This is a genomic window from Rhizobium sp. P1_E1, assembly GCF_056406015.1.
In genome coordinates, this window is sequence record NZ_JBFUAY010000035.1 from 1 (window position 1) to 19,966 (window position 19,966).

Consider the following 19,966-nt stretch of genomic DNA (forward strand, 5'->3'; position numbering starts at 1 on the left):
CCCTTAGGGAAACCGGCCTCGGCCAGCAGCGCCTGGCATTTTTCCGGGCTGTATTCCGGGTAGTTCGCCAGGTCGATATAGCCGAACTTCACCGGCGACACGTAATTGGACGAAGCATGACCGGCCGAGCCCAGAATTTCGACGATCATCGAGCGGTCGATCGCGTGGCAGGCCGCCTTGCGGATCAGCGGGTTGTCGAACGGCGCCTTCGAGCAGCGGAACCAGAGATATTTGTTCTCGACCGAGACGACGCTGCTGATTGCGATCTTGTCATTGCCATCGAGCGAGGTCACCTGTTCCGGTTCCAGACGCTCGACGATCGAGGCCTGGCCATTGAGCAGGGACAACATGCGTGTCGTGCTGTCACCGACGAAATTGAAGCTGATGCCAGGAATCTTCGGCGTACCGAGGAAATAATCAGGATAGGCTTCGAGGATCGTGGCATTACCTTCCTGCTTGACGAACTTAAACGGGCCGGTGCCGTTCAGGCGCTGCGTCAGCGGGCCGGTCGGGCCGCCGGCGACATCGGTCGCCGACATGATTGGCAGGTATGAGGCGAGGAAGATGAACAAATGGGCCGGATATCCGCCCTTGGAGGTATCGACGATGACCGTGTAGTCGTCAGGGGTGGTGATCGTCAGCGTCTCGGTCGGGCCGGGATAGAATTGGGCCGGGCGGTCAGGCCTGGAGCCGTATTCGAAGGTCGCCTTGACGTCTTCGGCCTTGAAGGGTTTGCCGTCGTGGAATTTCACGCCCTCGCGCAGCTTGATCTCGAGTTTGTTCGGCTCGAGAAGCTTGATGCTGGTGGCCAATTCATAGACCACTTCGTCGGGCTTTTCGACTGTCATCGGCGTCCGCGTCAGGAAGCCCATGACGAAGCCTTCGATATTCTTCTGCGACAGCGTTGTGTGGCCGGTCGGGTCCCAGTTGCCCGTAATATTTTCCGCCGACAGGAACACCACCGTCTTGCCCGTTTGGGCAAAGGCCGAGGAGAACAGAAAATCCGGGTTGATCTGCAGGAGACCGGCACCCGTGCCAGCCGCACCAAGCCCGGCGAGGAAATTGCGTCTGCTGATGTCATTCATAAGCTGTTTCCCTTTTGTGGTTTTATGTGGCTTTCTTATTATTCCACGATATCGGGCATTTTTTCGTTTTTCAATGGGTTCTCGTAAATTAGAAAATCGGAATGCCATTCTCCTGTCGTAAATCGGCTCAGGTGATTTGTATTATATTGATTATAAGTATAATTTAGGAATGTTCTTTCAGCGTAGCGCTAGGCAAATGGCGAATTTTTCAGCATTTATCTATTTTGCGGGCAGGATGAGCGTGCCGAATTACTTTTATAAATGTCACAAAATCACATTTGGGGCCTAAAAAATATTCAAGCAAAGGTGACGCACAAATCTCGCCCGCGATATGACGGACGCGCAGCATGTCGAACCCCCTCGGTCATCGGCCTTGCCGCCCAGACTAACCATCTGGTGACGGCAATGCAGATCCCCGTCGATCCGGAATTCGATAATGCCAAATGAATAATTGTGCGATCAGTCGTTGAGCATTGCCGGCCTTGAATAGATTCGAACCTACGACCACTGGTTGGCGACTGGGACGGAATGGATAATCAATCGGCTACCGGCGTTGTGTGCTGCTTCGAATGAAATGGTCATGACTTGCGTACGGTACGCTAATCGCATACCATTCAGCAGTAAAATCGGAGGCTGGAAACTATGGCGACGGTCGAGAAAATTACGATTGCACTGACATCCGAAATGGCGGGCTTTGTGCGAAGCGCGGTCGATGCTGGCGAATATGCATCGACGAGTGAAGCCATCCGTGATGCCGTCCGCGAATGGAAGGAGCGACGAGATTTGCTCGGCTACACCGTCGAGGATCTGCGAGCGCTCGTACAAGATGGCATCGAAAGCGGCCCAAGCTCCCGCACGACAATGGCAGAGGTAAAAGCTGCAGCGCTCGAGCGATTAAAATCTGCACGACCCGAACGCTAAGCATGCTTCCAATTATCCGAACCAATCGTGCGGACGAGGACCTGATCGAGATATGGTCCTACATAGCCATTGACAACATATCTGCGGCTGACCRTGTTCTTGACGCGATTGAAGCACGCTGGGACAATCTCGCCCGACACCCCTACTCGGGGGTTGCGCGCGACGATATCGCGCCAGGCATTCGGCATCTCGTTTCAGGTGAGTATCTGACTCTTTATCGGCTCAGTGGCAGTGCCATTGAAATCGTCCGCGTCCTGCACGGGCGCAGAAAGATTTCCTCCAAAGTGACTATATAACGGCGGGCTCGCGGTACCCCTCATATAAGATCTCGGATTGGAGAATCTACACCAAGTGCAACATGGGCGTTTGAAGGGTAGTGGATCAGCCGAACTCGGCCCCGAGGCATGTATGGCAGAACGCCGGAATCGCGCCCTTCAAAGCGGAAAAATCGAATTTAGACGTCGGAACAGAACAGTTAGACTCTAAGAAGCACTTTGATCGCGCGGCGCTCATCCATAGCGCGATAACCGTCGGCGACATCCGCGAGCGGAACTTCCAAGTCGAAGACCTTACCGGGATTGATGGTCCGGCTTAGTACCAGATCTATAAGATCAGGTAGGAACCGGCGCACTGGCGCGGGGCCGCCCAGCAGACTTTTCTGAGCAAAAAACAGTGTCTGCCCTTCGAACTGCACGCCATGAGGAACGCCAACAAAGCCAATTGCACCGCCGGGCCGGGCGGAACTTATCGCCTGCGTCATCGCCTCTTGGGTGCCCACGCACTCCAAGACAGAATCGGCGCCCACGCCTTTTGTCAGTTCCTTGATCCTGGCGACCCCTTCATGTCCACGCTCAGACACGATATCGGTTGCGCCGAACTCGATTGCAAGATCTTGCCGGGTTTTGTGGCGGCTCATTGCAATGATCCGTTCGGCACCCATCTGCTTGGCTGCCAAAACACCCATTAGTCCTACAGCCCCGTCACCAACGACAACTGCAGTAGAGCCCGGCCCGACGCGTGCTGCCTCTGCCGCATACCATCCCGTTCCGAGTACATCCGATGTCGCAAGGAGGCTTGGAATTAGATCATCGGAGGGTATTTCCGCAGTCGCAACCAACGTGCCGTCTGCAAGGGGCACGCGGGCAAAGGGTGCCTGTGCGGCGGACATGAATTCACGTTGTTCACACGAGGAAGGGAAACCAAAACGGCAATGTGGGCACGTATTGTCGGAGATGCAAAAAGATCCAATTACAAACTGGCCTGGGCGTACAGTCCGCACCGCACTGCCAACTTCAACGACAATGCCGCAGTATTCGTGGCCCATATGCATCGGCCCGGATACGTCTTGCAAGCCACGATAGGGCCAAAGATCAGAGCCACAAATGCAGGACGCTGAGAGCTTGATAATTGCGTCAGTCGGATACAGAATTTTTGGATCTGTAACCTCTTCACATCGAATGTCCCCAGGAGAGCGAAGCACCGTACCAAGCATGAAAAATCTCCTCCAACGACATTCTTCTTGCTGACCGCAGTTAGATCACTGCGGCCATAGCAAGCTTTAACCTCGCATCATATCGTCGAAGGGCATCGCTGATTAGGGAGGGAAATCTGATAACCATTATCGAATTAGCTCATGAATGTTCGCAGTGTCCGTGTGGAATCAGCTTCATAAGCTGGCCAAAGGCGTCGATACGATCTTCGCGGTGAGAAAGGGCTGCATCGGCGGCCCTTTCCATCGGGTGGTACGTGCCAAATACTCTCGGAGACGGCCTTCGCCATTGATGAAATCTACTCATGATCGCAAGCGAAACGTCCTGCCTAATCGAACGAACTGATCTCCATTAGATATCTCCCTGACTGTCACAACCAATGGAGATCGACATGGACACAGCTAATGACACCGTCAATCACGATGAACCCGACACTGGACGCCGCACCTTGCTGAAGATGACCGGTGTCGGAGTCGCAGCGCTTGGCGTGGCCTCGGTTGCTGGTTCGCCTGCTCTCGCCCAAGCCAGTGCAGAATGGGACAAAGTCTTCCCGAAGAGCGACAAAGTCGACCATCAGAAAGTGAACTTCAAAAACCGTTATGGCATTACCCTAGTCGGCGATCTGTATCTGCCGAAGAACCGGGGCAACGGACAGCTGCCGGCAATTGTTGTTGGTGGCCCGTTTGGCGCCGTGAAGGAGCAGTCGTCTGGTCTCTACGCACAGAACATGGCGGAACGCGGATTCGCAACGATTGCCTTCGATCCGTCTTATACCGGGGAAAGCAGCGGTGAACCGCGCAATATAGCGTCGCCAGACATCAACACTGAGGACTTTAGTGCAGCGGTGGACTTCATTGGTCTGCGGCCTGAAGTCGACCGCGAGCGGATCGGCGTGATCGGTGTGTGCGGTTGGGGCGGCATGGCGTTGAACGCTGTCGCCGTGGACAAGCGCGTCAAGGCGGTGGTAGCGAGCACCATGTACGACATGACGCGCGTCATGTCGAAAGGTTACAACGACAGCGTGACCCTCGAACAGCGCACGAAAGCGCTGGAGCAATTAAGCAGTCAAYGTTGGGCCGACGCGGACAAGGGAACGCCGGCTTACCAGCCGCCCTATAATGAACTTAAGGGTGGCGAAGCGCAGTTCTTGGTCGATTATCACGACTATTACATGACGCCGCGTGGATATCATAAGCGCGCAGTCAACTCGGGCAACGCGTGGTCGCAGACCACTCCGCTGTCCTTCATGAACATGCCGATCCTGACCTACATTACGGAAATTTCGCCGCGCCCGGTCCTGTTCATTCACGGCGAAAAGGCACACTCGCTTTATTTCAGCCAGACCGCCTACGCCGCTGCGGCAGAGCCAAAGGAACTCGTGATCATTCCAGGTGCCAGCCACACGGATCTCTATGACCAGCTGGACGTGATTCCATTCGACAAGCTGCAATCGTTCTTCGAGCAGCATCTCGTCGTTTAATATTCAGTCGAGCAAGTCTCGCTAAGACCGGCCGACGGACGTAAAACTCCGTCGGCCGGCTTCGTAGTGAGAACAGTCTCTGCTTGCGCAAAGCCACTATCGCATGTGTTCGCGTTCACACTTTATAAGAGAAATGCGACGATGCGTTGAGCGCGCCTTGACGCCCATCTTGTCGAAAAACGGACGACCATTGGGGCGCCCATTTCGGGCAGGCTCACGAAGGCGTGGTTCGCCAGCGTCTCCGGCTTATGGGTTAAGACGCCATTCCCGGCTGGACCGCCTTCAGCACACCAAGATCGCCGACGGAGCAAAATCGGCAATATCGAGGTTCGAGCCGACTTGGTCCTCGGACGATACGCAAACGCCGCGAGGCCGCCGAACAAAAAGTTAATATTGGCTATATTTGCAGAAGAGCGAGATTGCAAAAATCACCTGCATATAACTTCATAGAATATGTCCGGCTTACCTGCGATCTCGATTGTTGAATTGCCGATCGTTCTTAATAAGCGCGCAACACATAGCCGCCCATTTTCCATTTCAGCCACCTGCCGAACCAGCGGGTGAAAGCGCCGTCATCACGACAGGTCGCGACCAGAAATCATTTCTGCACGACATTTCATCCCATTCACGCATTCCCGCGGAGGACACTCCATGCCTCAACTGACTATTAGCCGTATGTTGCTCCTGTTTGCACTCCTCGTCACTGCGGGCCTTGTCACCGCTCTGGGCGTCCAGACTTACGCTATTAAGCGCGTCCAAATCGACGGTCCGCTTTACAACGAGATCAAGAGCCAAAAGGATCTGTTGGCAGATCTTGTACCGCCGCCGCTTTTTGCCGTGGAAGCCTATGCAGCGATCTATGAAGCAAATTTTCATGCCGATCGGCGAAGCCGGGCGATTGCGCGGATCCACGAACTCAAGAAGCTCTACGACGACCGCAAAGCAGCGTGGGTTGCAGCGGATCTTACCGAGCCGGAAGCGAAGATCATCAGGGAGAAGCTCATCCCCGCTTCGGATCGATTCTGGTTCGTGACTCTCGAACAGTTCATTCCGGCGGTTGGSAGGAAGTACGACACGATGATGGCTGTCATGGATGATTTGGCGCGGGCATATCAGGACCAAAGACAAGCCGTACTCGAACTCAGCGAACTCGCGTCGGAAGTATCGGCTTCCAATGAACGATTGGCGACCAGCGAAGCGAGCTGGCTTGGATCCACCGCACTATACGGTGGGCTCCTGGCAGTCCTGGTGTTCGTGCTTGGCGTAATCTTCATCAGGATTCGCGCTATCTCTCCGCTTGGCGCAATCACCGGCTTCATGGAAAAAATGGCAAGAGGCGAAACTGAACTCTCGGTTCCCTTCAAGAGCCGTTCTGACGAGATCGGTCTCATTGCGAGGGCACTGGAAGTCTTTAGAATGACCGGGATCGAGAAGGAGAAGCTGGAGTTCGAAGCCCAGGCAGCCGGCGTTCAACGCATGCAAGACCAACAGGCTCGGGAAGCCGATGCACTCCGGCGTGCAAATGATACGGCCATGGTGGTGGACCAACTGGGTGCGGCGCTGCGGGGGCTCGCCGACAGCAATCTCCAAGTGAAAATCTCCGACAGCTTTAGTCCGGAATTTGAGCAAATCAGGGAGGACTTCAACCGTTCGATCGAAACGTTGGAGGACACGCTCGAAAGAGTGATGGATGGAACCGTCGACGTCCGTCGCGCCAGCGCAGAATTGAGTGCCGGTGCAGATCATATGTCGAGGCGGACTGAGAATCAGGCGGCCGCACTCGAGCAGGCGTCGGCTGCCCTGGAGCAAATTACCGCAACAATTGGACATCTAACGACAAATACGCAGCTAACGCGCCAACTCGTGGGTCAGGCCCGCACACGCGCCGAAGATTCGAGCGAAGTGATGAAAAACGCGGTTGAGGCAATGCATCGCATCGAACGTTCGTCCAACGAGATCGCTCAGATAATCAGCGTCATCGACGAAATAGCGTTCCAGACCAATCTACTGGCTCTGAACGCGGGGGTAGAGGCGGCACGTGCCGGAGAAAGCGGCAAGGGGTTTGCAGTCGTGGCAAGTGAAGTCCGCGAACTGGCTCAACGTTCGGCCAGTGCGGCCAAACAGATCAAGCTTCTGATCGACAACTCTACGACAGAGGTCAGTCAAGGTGTGAAGCACGTAGCGGAAACAGGCAAAGCCCTAACAGAAATTACCGCGTTCGTTGCGTCCATAGATGTGAAGGTCGTTGATATTGTCGTCGGAATCCAAGAGCAGTCGACCGGCCTGCGTGAGACGTCAGCAGCAATCAATGCCCTTGACAGCACGACCCAGCAAAATGCTGCGATGGCTGAAGAGACGGCTGCCATGAGCAGCACGCTGACCGAGCAGGCGGCGGCACTGGCTGAAGAAGTCCAAAAATTTCAACTCAACAACAAGCAACAAACCCATGGACAACGCAACGTGCTGCGATCGCGGCTCAACGCGGCCTAGCGGTTCTGTGACACTCAAACGACAAAAGGTTGATTTTATGAATAAGCTCTTGRAGGTCGCCAGTCGTACGGCGGTGGCATTGAGTATCGCAACTGTCTTCGCCGACAGCGTAGCCGCCAAGGATTTGACCTTGGGATACGTCGTCGCCAGTTTGAAGATCCCTTTCAACGTCGCCACGAAAAAAGGCTTCGAGGAAGCTGCGCGGGAAGCCGGCGTGAAGACCATTGTCATAGACCCGGAAGGCAGCATTCCCAGACAGACCGCAGCGATTGACGAACTTATCGCAAAAGGGGTTGACGGCATTGGCTTTTTGCCAATGGACTCGGTGCTGGCTGCGACCTATGCGGATAAAAGCTTGGCACAGAAAGTTCCAACCGTCTCAGTCGCAGTTCAAGTTGGCGACAGCACGACACGCAGTTTGCGCGATGTCTATTCCAGTCTATCGGCATTGGTGACCACAGATGATGTCGCAATCGGGGAACGGGCTGGAGAGTTGGCAACCGGTTTGTTGCCGAAAAATCGTCCTGTGAAAATTGCAATCATCGAAGGCGCGCACGGTTATTCTGCAGTTCCCCAAAGGACGCAAGGCTTTCGAGCAGCTCTTGACAAAGCCGGCGTGGACTATCGGATTGCGGGATCGCAGCCCACAGACTGGACGCCCGAGCAAGGTGCGGCCGCCTGCCAGAAGTTTTTGTCGGACAACCCAGATCTGGACCTCATCTTCAGTCAAGCAGATCCAATGGCCATCGGCTGCGCCCAAGCGCTTCGCTCTTCCGGCTCTGCGGTGAAGCTTGTCGCCACCGGCGGTGGTTCTCTGGAGGGAAATGAAGCGATCGCAAAAGGCGATATCGATGGATCAGTATGCACGCGGCCCGAGCTCTTGGGCCGGCTTATGTTGAAAGTGCTTTACGAAGCGGCGACGAATCCTGGCGCCCAAAAGGCTCAGTTGGTGACATATGACAGCGCGCTGATTACGAAGGAGACACTCCAAAATTGCCCGCCTGAATGGTGACAGCCTTTTCCGTCGTTGTGCCATAGATATGATCCCACTCTATCGGAGAAATCGTTGCCGGGCTGACCTCTGCGCCAGCCTGGGCGCCAAATTGGCCAGGTAACAGGATGGGTTTGCCGGGAGGTCGTAACCGGCAAAGCCGGTTGGCATCTGCCTTTCCAGTAACGCCTTGCCTTGGATGCGCTTGTGATAGTCACAGCGACGATCGTGCCACAACACAATGATACCGATCTCTTCATCCTCGATCATTCGAGAGCCGGTTTCGTCCTGAAGCTATTCGAATCAAAGTTGGTGGATCCGCGCTCGAGCAGCCATCCAGAAACATTCATGAGCACAGCTAATCATAACATGCGGCAGTTGCCTGCTAAACGAGCGCTCCGTCCTCGTCTATAAATCCAGAAACACGCGGATTGATTACAGTTTTTCTGTAATGGGAAGCACTTTGCAGGCCCGACGCAAGTCAACGATCGTTCGACCACCATGAATAGCTCGGCAGAATGGGATCCCTAATCGTAAGGCTTGACCGGAAAGAGGCGTTGATTTGACCATTGAAACCAAGTCGGGCAGCACGCCGGACATGATCGAGACGGCCCTGAACGACGCAGAAAGGACAGGTTTCAAGATCGCCGCCGTTGGCCGGACGATCGCCGTAACTCTCATCGCTCTGGCTTTTCTTCCAAGCTACTATTTTCCCATAAACATCGGGATTTCTGCCATCACGTTGGCGATCGCGTTGATTGGGCTCACCTCTCTCGCCGCAATTGGGACGCGCTATGAAATAAAAGCTCGATTCGCTCTCTTCGCGTTTGATGCCACCGTTGTCACCGTTTTGCTCGCATTCATACCGCTGAGCAGTGGCGGGGATATACCTCAAAATCTTGTCTTCTTGACGAGTTCTGTCCAATACTACTACGTCGTTGTCGCGGCATCGGTCTTGACCCTTTCGCCTCCGATTGTCATCTGGACGGGATCATGGGCCACAGGCGGACTTATTTTCGCAACATGGTGGATCCGGTCTGGAATGGACAAGGTGCTGAGTTACGGCGATTTGCCGATCGCACCATCGCCAGAGATCTTTTTTGAAACCGTATTGAGCCCGAACTTTCTGGGAATGGCATCTCGCGTACAAGAAGCTCTCATCATAGCTCTGGTGACGGCGATAGCGGCGTTGGCGGTTCATCGAGCAAGACGAGTTGTGCGCAATCACGCGCGCGCGGAGGCAAGTGAGCGGCGTGTGCAGCGTCTTTTTGGACGTTACGTGCCTGCTCCTATACTGCGCGAACTTTTGGATGCTGGGCACCTGGCACCACAGACGCGGTTCGCGACACTTCTCTTCGCTGACATTGAAGGGTTCACACGCCTTTCAGAAAGCATGCATCCGACGGAGCTCGTTCAGTTGCTGAACGAGTTTTTCACTGCGGTTACAGAGATAGTCGGCCGCAACGGCGGTGTCGTCATCAACTACATCGGCGATGCTTTGCTTGTGTCGTTCAACGCACCGCTTCCAGTCGAAGACCACGCCGATCGTGCTCTGGCTGCCTCTCTGGAGATCTTGGCAATGACGACCAGTCAACAGTTCGACGGGCAAACCATCCGTTTGCGGATCGGTATTGCGACCGGGCTCATCGCTGCCGGGACGGTTGGTGCTGCCGATGACCGTCAAACCTACACTGTTTACGGAAACCCCGTAAATCTTGCTCAAAGACTTCAGGAACTCACCAAAGACATGAATACGAATTGTCTCATCTGTGGTGTCACAGCGCAGCAAGCGCGCGCGGTTGGCCCTACCCTGACCCGCCTCGGGCTTTTCACCATTCGAAATCTTGCAACACCCACCGAGGTATTCGCGCACGCCAATAGCGGCGCGCCAACGGCTCCAGATGCCTCGTGACACTTTCATCAAGTCCTTGAACCTGATCTGCCAGACGATCAACTTTTCCTGCGGGGCCAAACTCAAGCGATCCGGCTGACTAGCTATACAAGGCCCTGCCTGTGCTAAGAAGGAACCTGGAAAAGTCGTGGGCTCAAAAGCTAGGGCTCGCTCGCGCGCCATCATCGCTGCCCACAGACGCCTCGCAGATACGCACTCTTTTCCTGCTTTGGCCCATCGCATTCATGAGAGAGCTTCATGATTGCATGCGCATATCAGCCGCTAATCGCTTGTGCGTTCTAAGTCTATATGTGCCTGGCGGACCCTGGTTCGCAAGACCGCGGACATCGCCGCGGTCGAAGATACGCGCCCGATCGCCCGGACAAGTCCGGCCAGACTTCGAATTTGGCGACCTTTAGTACGCCACCGCCGTTGGGCGCCCACCGCGTGAAAATAAAGAGGCTACAATATGCTACTAGAACTCTCTTCGACGAGCGTTTCCGATTCAGGCCGTGCTTCATCTTGGGGCGGGGTGTTTGCGCTGTCTCTGGGGGCCTTCGCCCTGGTTGCGTCCGAGTTTATGCCGGTCAGCCTTTTGACCCCCATCGCCGCCGACCTGCAGATCACGGAGGGTCAAGCTGGCCAAGCGATCTCGGTCTCCGGCGCCTTTGCCGTCCTCACCAGTCTTCTCATTTCCGCCGTTGCCGGCCAGCTCGACAGAAAACTTGTCCTGCTAGTGTTGACGGCTCTCATGATCATCTCGGGGACGATCGTGGCAATGGCGCCAAATTACGAGATCTTCATGGTCGGCCGCGCCTTTGTCGGTATCGCCATCGGCGGCTTTTGGTCGATGTCGGCTGCGACCGCAATGCGTCTTGTACCGAGTGATCAAGTGCCCCGCGCTCTGTCGATCCTCAATGGCGGCAATGCATTAGCAACAGTAATCGCAGCGCCACTCGGGAGCTTCTTAGGTGGCTTCATTGGCTGGCGTGGAGCGTTCTTTTTTGTCGTGCCAATCGCCGCGATCGTCTTCATTTGGCAGCTGTTCAGTTTGCCGTCGATGAAGACAGAAACGCGAACGAGCGTCGCGGGCGTGTTCCTGGTCCTCAAAAGGCCCGTGGTCGCACTGGGCATGGCTGCGGTCAGCATCTTCTTTATGGGGCAGTTCGCTCTGTTCACCTATCTCAGACCATTTCTGGAAACGGTCGAGCATGTCGACGTTTCTACCCTCTCCCTTGTCCTCTTGATGATGGGCGTGACCGGTTTTGTCGGCACTTCGCTTATCGGCGCATTTTTAAAGGATCGTCTGTACCGCACAATTATCACCATTCCCGTCATCATGGCGTTGATCGCGGGGGCTCTGGTTCTGTCCGGCACCGGGGTCGCGATGACCACCCTTTTGCTGAGTATGTGGGGTTTGTTTGCCACCGCGGCACCAGTCGGCTGGTGGACATGGGTCGCCAGGACGTTGCCGAACGACGCGGAGGCAGGCGGGGGCCTAATGGTCGCAGTCGTCCAGCTGGCGATCACGTTTGGTGCCGTTGTCGGTGGAATTCTGTTTGATACCACCGGGTATCAGGCGACCTTTGGCGCCAGCACCGTCCTACTCCTGATCGCCGCGGTCTTGACGGCGCTGACCGCGCGCAGCGCTCGCACGGACACGCAAAACGCTTAAACGATACCCAGCTGTTGCGGCCATCGGCTGTCCAATCTTGAGCGACCGCTCCGTCCACAAGGGGGGTGCATCAAAGGTTATATGGTGCATTTGCCGGCATCTTCACGAAGGCCGGGCCGCATGCCATACGAGGAGCGAGTTGTGCTAGGGCGGAGCCCGAACAGCCACGGCTCGTGCCGGTGGGGCACCAGGACATTGTGCCGAGCTGGCAAAGGGCGCTGCTTTAACGATTAGAAGCGCATCCGGAACCGTAAGGCGACAGGTTTTGAGGGAAACAGCATGAAAAAATACTCCATAGCTCTCATCCCCGGCGACGGAATCGGTGTCGCCGTCACAAACGCGGCATGGGAGGTACTGGAGACGGTAGCAAAGAGGGAGAACTTCAAGGTCGAAGCGACGAGTTTTCCCTGGTCTTGCGCCTTCTATAAAGAGACGGGCGCAATGATGCCCGAAAATGGTATCGAGGTTCTTCGGGGCTACGACGCGATTTTGCTGGGTGCAGTCGGTTGGCCTGCCGAAGTCCCGGATTCTGTGTCGTTGCACGGTCTATTGCTGCCTATTCGCAAGGCCTTCGTACAATATGCCAATATTCGCCCTCATCGTCTTTTGCCCGGCGTGCAAGGTCCGTTGAAGTCGAGCGATTTCGATATCCTGTGTATCCGCGAGAACACGGAGGGAGAGTATTCTGGTGCTGGCGGCCGCGTTCATGTCGGCACGCCCGACGAAGTTGCGGTGGAGACATCGATTTTTACCCGCAATGGTGTCGAACGCATACTGCGTTTCGCCTTCGAACAGGCACGCCAGCGCCGCCGGAAGCTGGCGTCGGTGACAAAATCGAACGCGCAAAAATACTCCATGGTTTTCTGGGACGAAATCACCGAGAAGCTTTCCAGCGAATATGCCGATGTCGAGGTGAAGAGCTATCACATCGATGCCATTGCGGCACGAATGGTCATGGCGCCTGAAAGTCTTGATGTCGTCGTCGCGTCAAACCTTTTCGGCGATATTCTCACCGACCTGGGCGCTGCAATCCAAGGGGGCCTCGGATTTGCGGCTTCAGCGAATATCAACCCCAACCGTACCGCACCATCCATGTTCGAACCGGTCCACGGCTCGGCGCCCGACATCGCGCATCTGGGCATAGCCAATCCCATCGCTGCGATCTGGTCGGCGTCGATGATGCTCGATCATCTTGGCGAAACGGCAGCAGCTGCAGAGATTATCAGCGCCGTCGAGACCGTGACCACCCGTGGTATCGGGATCAAGGCCGGTAGCAATAAGACAGATGAGATCACCGCTGCCGTCCTCGCGGCTCTTGCTTGAGTGGAAAGGTTAATTCCCCATGGAGACATTGAAAGACCCGAGTCTATTCCGGCAAAAATGCCTGATCGACGGCGCGTGGTGCGATGCCGCGACTGCTGCGTCTGTTCCAGTAACGAACCCGCAACCCAGGATGTAATCGGTCATGTCCCTGATATCAGCGGCGAGGAAACCCGCCGGGCGATCAAGGCCGCGCAGACCGCGCTTGCACTGTGGAAGGCAAAGACCCATGCCGAGCGAGCTGCCCTTCTAGAAGCATGGTACCGGCTGATGGTGGAGAACGAGCAGGATCTGGCGATGATCCTGACGATCGAACAGGGAAAGCCGCTGGCTGAGGCACTTGGCGAAATTCGCTATGGCGCCTCATTCGTCAAGTGGTTCGCAGAAGAGGCGCGCCGCATCGGCGGCACCACCATTCCATCGCCAACGCCCGACCGGCGCATCATCGTTCTCAAAGAGGCGGTGGGGGTTTGTGCTGTTATCACGCCGTGGAATTTCCCGAACGCCATGATCACCCGCAAGGTTGCCCCGGCACTGGCAGCCGGCTGCACAGTGGTGGTCAAGCCGTCGGAGTTCACCCCTTTTTCGGCTCTGGCGCTCGGCGTACTGGCTGAACGCGCGGGCATTCCTGCAGGCATCATCAACATTGTCACCGGTATGCCCGCAGAAATTGGCAGTGAGTTGATGGCCAATGAGACTGTGCGCAAGATATCCTTTACTGGTTCTACGCGCGTAGGTTCGCTGCTAATGCGCGGAGCAGCTGATAGTATCAAGCGGTTGAGCCTCGAGCTTGGCGGTAACGCCCCCTTCATTGTCTTTGACGATGCAGATCTCGATCTTGCCGTCGAGGGCGCCATCGTTTCAAAGTTTCGCAACGGAGGCCAGACCTGCGTATGTTCTAACCGCATTCTCGTTCAGGCAGGCGTCTATGATCGCTTTGCCGAGAAGTTGTGTGCTCGGGTCTCAGCCATGAAGGTCGGTCCCGGTGCAGGCCCGCCCGTCGATATCGGGCCAATGATCAACGTTGCGGCTATCGATAAGATCAACCGCCATCTGGAGGATGCCCTGTCCAAGGGCGCACGCATCCTTTCCGATCCTCCGGCCATGCCCGAGGGCGCGCAATACGCTGTGCCGGTCGTCTTAGGCGATGCTACCGCCGAGATGCTGTTGGCCAATGAAGAGACATTCGGGCCTGTCGCGCCGCTCTTTCGGTTCGAGACGGAGGAAGAAGCTGTCGCACTCGCCAATGCGACGCCGTTTGGTCTCGCCTCCTATTTCTATACCGAGAGTCTAAAGCGTTCCTGGCGTGTCGCCGAAGCGTTGGAATTCGGGATGGTGGGACTCAATACAGGATCGGTATCGACCGAAGTGGCGCCTTTTGGAGGGGTCAAGCAATCGGGACTTGGGCGCGAGGGCGCGCAATGCGGTATCGATGAGTATCTGGAGGTCAAGACCTTCCACATCGGTGGGCTGAGCTGATTTCATGAGGCGCAACAGAGCACCATATTTGCGCTAGAAGGATGTCGCGCGGCTTAAATTAAGACCGGAAACTGTCGCTTGCCGCCCTGAATCCATCTGTCGAAAGCAAACCTCTTTTGCTCCTCACGCAATAATAGGGAAGAGCGGCGTCAAATTGCGGGGATTAACAACCATTTACGGCGATGACCACGGACGTTGGAGATTATAGCGCGACTCTGTTGTGTTGCAGCCCGCAAGGCATGCTGGTAGGCAGCTCAAAACAAGGCGGCTTTTCATATGTGAGGCGCAAGATCTGAAGCTTCCAGGGAGGGATTATGGCAGCGAACGTGATAATTGCAGGCGACTGCGGTCCGGCACATGGGCCGAAAGACGGTTTCCCGGTTAGCGGCTACATCGACCTTATTGCGCCAACCCTGCAGGCCGCCGACTTTCGGCTGGTGAATTGCATGCGAACCTACTCGACCAACGCCGCTGAAAGCTCCGATGCGCCGCAAGTGGCGCAGCCGGTCGAGATGGCGGAGCTCTACACGCAAGCAGGTTTCGATGGCATCACAATGGCGAACAATCACGCCTTTGACGCCGGTCCACAGGCGATGATCGACACGGTAGACCTCTTTAGAGCCCGTGGTATCCAGGTGACCGGTGCCGGCCGTAACTTTGCCGATGCAAGCCAGCCCGTTATCATGGAGAAGGAAGGTCTGCGCATCGCCTATCTCGGCTGCACATCTCTTGGCAAGTCTGATGGATCAGCAGGCAGCACTACGCCGGGTGTGCTCAACGTAAGCATCAACACCAGCTACGAGCATCGTGGGCCCCACGCTCCGGTCCGCATTCTCACCAATCCCGACCAGACCGAATTGGCGAAGCTACTCGTCGTCGTCCGCAACCTGCGCCCTTCCGTCGACCGTTTGATTGTTGCGTTTCATTCTGGGGTCATTCGCGTTCCTCGAGTCATCTCTGACTATCAAGTGACAGTGGCACATGCATTGATCGATGCAGGCGCTGACCTCATTGTCTGCCATGCACCTCACATCCCTAAGGGAATTGAGGTCTACAAAGGCAAGGTGATTTTCTACAGCATTGGTGTTTTTGCCATGACCAAGCCTTTCGCTGCGCCGTCGTGGTCTGAACCAGCATGGTCGCACGGCGCTATCCGCAATCACATGGATCTTGACCCCAACTACCCCTTCATGCCCTACGGAACGGACAGCCGTTTTGCGCTTCTCGCAAAAGCTGGCTTTGCTAAGGATACTGCCACGCGTGTCTCTTTCCTGCCGGTGTTCTTCGACCAGACCTATAAGCCACAGGCGCTGGAAGCAGGAGACCCGCGCTTCACAGAGGTCGTTGAGTATATCGAATGGGCATCGGTCGACATGCCCCACACGTTTACGGTTGCAGGAAACGAAGTCGTCGTCACTGCCTAATTCGAACCGGCACGGCAGAACCTAGCCGTGGACGGTACCGACGGACTTTCGTATTCTAAAATGACAACGCGCTTGGGAGGTTAACAATGGATCTTGGGTTATCCGGTAAAGTTGCTCTAATCACGGCATCCAGCGGCGGCATTGGAATGAACGTTGCCAAACGTCTAGCCAGCGAAGGTGCCGACGTTGTCCTCCTGGCGCGTTCAGCAGAGAAACTGGAGACGCTGGCTGCGACATTCCGCGATGAATATGGTGTGCGCGCCTTGCCCGTCGTGGGCAGCATGTTGGAGACAAGCGATCACGATCGGCTTTTTGCGGCGATCAAAGACGAGTTCGGCAGGCTTGACATCGCCATTCTCAACACCGGCCGGCCGCCGTCGCCATTGCGGTCGGCGCTCGACGAAACGGATCGATCCCGATGGCACCAGTCCTACGATACGCTTCTGTCTTGCGTGATCGAGATTACCCAGCGTGCCCATCCGCTGATGTCAGCCAACAGTTGGGGCAGGATGATTGCCATTACCTCTGCCTCGGTCCATCTGGCGATGCCACATCATGCTCTTTCAACTGTATTTAGAGCTGGCGTCGAAGCCTACATGAAGCATCTGTCCAGCGAAATCGGCAAAGACGGCATCACGGTCAATTGTGTTGCGCCTGCGTTGATTGACTCTTCCCATCGCGAAGCGGCGGTGTCCTATTCGCCCGAGCAGACTGCGAGACGACGAGAGATGAGTGCTATGAAGCGGCTTGGCACGCACGAAGAACTCGCCAGTGTGGTGACCTTTCTCGCCTCCGTGCCGGCAGGGTTTGTGACGGGCGAATCCATTCGCGTGGACGGTGGAATGGTTACCGCCGCGCTGCACCGTTGACGATCGGCCGGGTCGGCGCGCCGACTACGGTCAGAGGCCGACAGTGCAGCAGGCGTTTATGGTCGACGAAATAAGTCCACCAAAAAATCGATGAAGACGCGCGTCTTGCGAGTCATGCCTCTGGCATTGGGGTAGACCGCGTAGACACCGGTGTCGACGTCGGTCGGACTAACCTCATATTCCGGGAGAATCTGTTTTAAGGTGCCATCTGCCAAGGCCGACCGCACTGTAAACTCCTGGAGCACGGCCAAGCCCATACCCGACAATACGGCGGCAACAAGAACGGGACTGGTGTTTGTTCGCAGATTCCCATGCACGGTCACATCAATCTGCTCGTCGCCCTTGGTGAAGCGCCAAAGATCTTGATAGATCGAACCCTGATATATGATGCAGTTGTGCTGGGTAATTTCTTGGGGAGTTGAAGGGACACCCCGCTTTGCAAGGTAGGCTGGACTTGCGCAAATCACACGCTTGCTGGGCGTCAACCGCCTGGCAACGATGCGCGAATCTTCCAGGTGCCCGAGCCATACGCCCACATCAATTTTGTGGGCGACCAGATCGAGCCGTTCGTCGCTCAACATCACATCGAGAACCAAGTCTGGATGACGCTCGAGGAAGGCCGGCAATGCAGGAAGGATCACCCTGCTTGCGGAGATCCGCAGACACACACGCAGCAACCCCTTCACTGTTGTCTGGAACGAGGACGCTTCCTGCTTTGCTGACCGCAATTCCGTGACAACTGTGCGAGCGCGTTCGTAAAAATTGGCGCCGGGTTCCGTCAACGAATTGCTGCGGGTCGTCCTGTTGAGCAGTCTGACACCGAGTTCATCCTCCAGCGCCTTGACCTGGCGAGCGACAGAACTGACGGTCGTGTCCTTGCGCCTTGCCGCGGCAGAAAAGCTGCCGCATTCAACTACGTCGATAAAGGTTTTGATATTGCCGAGTTCGTCCACAATTTGCCCTCCCCATTCCTTGCGCTGCACGCTAAAATGCAAGGTCGGTCCCATGCGTTTCTACGGCATTTGAACACTGAATCCTTTGTGAAGACAATGTCTTTTGCGCGTAGCGCCACAATAAGCCTTCGCAATTGATTGACGAGAACACGACGAGGACTAAAATCGACACCCAAGAAAGAACGAATTATTGGGAGGTCCCGTGCTTGAACCGCTCGAGGTGCTAGAACTTTACCCGCGGCATGACGACACCCTGAAGGGTCTCTTTGACAGCCGCGCTTCCATTGACCCGCATCGACCGCTTCTTGGCTTCGGAGAGCGAAACTATAGCTGGCAAACGTTCGCGGAAAGGGTCGACCGAGTCGCGGCCATGCTTCACCGGCGAAGCGTCGGTAAGGGGGACCGCGTGGCCATCGTTGCGACCAATAGCGACGCTCACGTCATCCTGCTGTTTGCACTGGCACGCCTTGGCGCGGCCATGGTCCCGCTCAATCCCAATTTCGGGGTATCGGAATTAACCTATATCCTCAACCATGCAGAAGTGCGCGGCGTGCTGGTGACGGAGGCGACGTTGCCGACTGTGCAAACCGCGCTTGACCAGGGTGATTTCCGGCCATGGCTATTACCTCTTGACGTTTCAGTCGACGGCGAATCGGATTTCTTCGGGACGGCTGTGCCCGACGTCCAGGCCCCTGTCCAAGGCGAACCCGGCGACACCTGCCTGATAATCTATACGTCCGGAACCACGGGACTGCCGAAGGGCGTCATGCACAGTCAGGGGAATTACGTTACCTGTGCGGAAATCGCTTCCGGGCGAACTGCGGTGCAACCCGACGACAAGGTCCTGATCATCCTGCCGTTCTTCCATGTAAACGCGCTATTCTACTCGCTCGGTTCGATTTTCGCGGCTGGTGCAAGCGGCGTAATATTGCCGAGGTTTTCCGCCAGCACATTTTGGGAGAGCGTGGTGCAGACGCAGGCAACCCATGTCAACATCATCGAAGCTGTTGGCAACATCTTGCAGAAACGACCGCGCGAGGAGTTCCGTCCACTGCATCGGCTACGCGTCGTCTATGGCGTACGGGCGGCATTTGTCAGAACCTTTCATGAGGAGTTTAAAATCCCAACGCTGGTCACGGGCTTCGGGATGACCGAGTGCCCCGGCGTGCTTTGCAACCCGCTTCAGGGTCCTGAAAAGCCAGGTAGTGTCGGGATCCTGGGCAGTCATCCAGATACATCGCGGCCGTCAACCCGTGCGCGTGTCGTGGACGATGAGGGAAATGACGTGGCCAATGGCCAGGTCGGTGAATTGTGGCTGGATTCTCCGACCCTGATGCAGGGTTACTTTCGGGATGAGGAACATACAAAAGCCGCTTACCAAGATGGCTGGTTTACGACTGGCGACCTGGTTCGCCGCGATGATGACGGCTACTTTTATTTCGTCTCGCGCAAGAAGGATATCATCCGCCGGCGGGGCGAGAATATTTCAGGTGCGGAGCTCGACCGCGTCATCGGCGAGCATCCTGGTGTCTATGAGGCTGCTGCCATCGCCGTGCCAGCGGAATTGGGCGAAGACGAGATCCTTGCCGCAGTCGTTCTGAAAAAAGATGTCGAGCTGCAGGCAAACGACATCGCCACGTGGTGCCGTGAGCATCTCGCGCCGATGAAAGTCCCGCGTTATGTCCTGTTCCTGGATGAACTCCCGCACACGGCGACGCACAAAGTCGCAAAGGCGCAACTGCGTGCAGATCCTAGTTTGCGCGAGCGGGCAATGGATCTGGAACAGCCCACCTAATCTGCCGAGCAAGACGGTGAACATTCGTTCCCTCGACCCGTGAGGATCTCCTTAGCGGAAGTAGAGCGCGCAAACCGAAAGTTTTTTGCAGACACAATGCTCC

Annotated in this window: 14 protein-coding genes and 2 pseudogenes; 13 read left to right on the top strand and 3 right to left on the bottom strand. The window is 56.0% G+C overall.

From position 1 onward, the window contains the following. Positions 1–1,085: ABC transporter substrate-binding protein (locus tag AC1D1Z_RS14600; RefSeq protein ID WP_477850975.1), on the bottom strand; the 1,085-nt coding region annotated here is incomplete at its 3' end. 322 nt (positions 1,086–1,407) lie between these two features. On the opposite strand from AC1D1Z_RS14600, the pseudogene AC1D1Z_RS14605 reads away from it, so the two are divergent. The 3 genes and pseudogenes from AC1D1Z_RS14605 to AC1D1Z_RS14615 all read left to right on the top strand — a co-directional run. Beyond that, a pseudogene (locus tag AC1D1Z_RS14605) lies at positions 1,408–1,532 on the top strand (carboxymuconolactone decarboxylase family protein); the annotation flags it as partial. 195 nt (positions 1,533–1,727) lie between these two features. Then, complete coding sequence (locus tag AC1D1Z_RS14610) at positions 1,728–2,006, top strand: type II toxin-antitoxin system ParD family antitoxin (RefSeq protein ID WP_018517194.1); 279 nt, start codon at positions 1,728–1,730, stop codon at positions 2,004–2,006. Positions 2,007–2,008: 2 nt separating this feature from the next. After that, the gene (locus tag AC1D1Z_RS14615; protein WP_477850978.1) at positions 2,009–2,302 is read left to right on the top strand and encodes a type II toxin-antitoxin system RelE/ParE family toxin; all 294 of its coding nucleotides are present in this window, start codon (positions 2,009–2,011) and stop codon (positions 2,300–2,302) included. A gap of 179 nt (positions 2,303–2,481) precedes the next feature. Here AC1D1Z_RS14615 and AC1D1Z_RS14620 read toward each other — a convergent pair whose 3' ends face one another. Continuing rightward, positions 2,482–3,498, bottom strand: coding sequence for a zinc-dependent alcohol dehydrogenase family protein (locus tag AC1D1Z_RS14620; RefSeq protein WP_065277043.1), 1,017 nt, complete (start codon positions 3,496–3,498; stop codon positions 2,482–2,484). A 389-nt stretch (positions 3,499–3,887) separates the two neighbouring features. On the opposite strand from AC1D1Z_RS14620, the gene AC1D1Z_RS14625 reads away from it, so the two are divergent. The 9 genes and pseudogenes from AC1D1Z_RS14625 to AC1D1Z_RS14665 all read left to right on the top strand — a co-directional run bounded on the left by AC1D1Z_RS14625 (position 3,888) and on the right by AC1D1Z_RS14665 (position 17,115). Then, a complete protein-coding gene (locus tag AC1D1Z_RS14625) occupies positions 3,888–4,976 on the top strand; it encodes an alpha/beta fold hydrolase (RefSeq protein WP_477850980.1) in 1,089 nt (362 codons plus the stop codon). A 651-nt stretch (positions 4,977–5,627) separates the two neighbouring features. Then, complete coding sequence (locus tag AC1D1Z_RS14630) at positions 5,628–7,466, top strand: methyl-accepting chemotaxis protein (RefSeq protein ID WP_081295633.1); 1,839 nt, start codon at positions 5,628–5,630, stop codon at positions 7,464–7,466. Between the two features lie 37 nt (positions 7,467–7,503). After that, the gene (locus tag AC1D1Z_RS14635) at positions 7,504–8,478 is read left to right on the top strand and encodes a sugar ABC transporter substrate-binding protein (RefSeq protein ID WP_477850983.1); all 975 of its coding nucleotides are present in this window, start codon (positions 7,504–7,506) and stop codon (positions 8,476–8,478) included. 541 nt (positions 8,479–9,019) lie between these two features. Further along, a complete protein-coding gene (locus AC1D1Z_RS14640) occupies positions 9,020–10,369 on the top strand; it encodes an adenylate/guanylate cyclase domain-containing protein (protein ID WP_115156441.1) in 1,350 nt (449 codons plus the stop codon). 448 nt (positions 10,370–10,817) lie between these two features. Next, on the top strand, positions 10,818–12,023 hold the full coding sequence (locus tag AC1D1Z_RS14645; RefSeq protein WP_018517187.1) for an MFS transporter: 1,206 nt from the start codon (positions 10,818–10,820) through the stop codon (positions 12,021–12,023). 279 nt (positions 12,024–12,302) lie between these two features. Next, on the top strand, positions 12,303–13,346 hold the full coding sequence (locus AC1D1Z_RS14650) for a tartrate dehydrogenase (protein WP_115156442.1): 1,044 nt from the start codon (positions 12,303–12,305) through the stop codon (positions 13,344–13,346). Between the two features lie 19 nt (positions 13,347–13,365). Continuing rightward, a pseudogene (locus AC1D1Z_RS14655) lies at positions 13,366–14,822 on the top strand (NAD-dependent succinate-semialdehyde dehydrogenase). Positions 14,823–15,136: 314 nt separating this feature from the next. Next, the gene (locus AC1D1Z_RS14660) at positions 15,137–16,246 is read left to right on the top strand and encodes a CapA family protein (RefSeq protein ID WP_018517184.1); all 1,110 of its coding nucleotides are present in this window, start codon (positions 15,137–15,139) and stop codon (positions 16,244–16,246) included. 86 nt (positions 16,247–16,332) lie between these two features. Next, entirely contained in the window at positions 16,333–17,115 is a 783-nt protein-coding gene (locus tag AC1D1Z_RS14665) for an SDR family oxidoreductase (protein ID WP_065276575.1), read from the top strand. A gap of 56 nt (positions 17,116–17,171) precedes the next feature. Here AC1D1Z_RS14665 and AC1D1Z_RS14670 read toward each other — a convergent pair whose 3' ends face one another. Continuing rightward, positions 17,172–18,122, bottom strand: coding sequence for a LysR family transcriptional regulator (locus AC1D1Z_RS14670; protein WP_018517182.1), 951 nt, complete (start codon positions 18,120–18,122; stop codon positions 17,172–17,174). Between the two features lie 148 nt (positions 18,123–18,270). On the opposite strand from AC1D1Z_RS14670, the gene AC1D1Z_RS14675 reads away from it, so the two are divergent. After that, positions 18,271–19,863 carry a class I adenylate-forming enzyme family protein gene (locus AC1D1Z_RS14675; protein WP_065276576.1) on the top strand — a complete coding sequence of 531 codons (1,593 nt, stop codon included), beginning with the start codon at positions 18,271–18,273 and terminating at the stop codon, positions 19,861–19,863. The last annotated feature ends 103 nt before the right edge of the window (positions 19,864–19,966 follow it).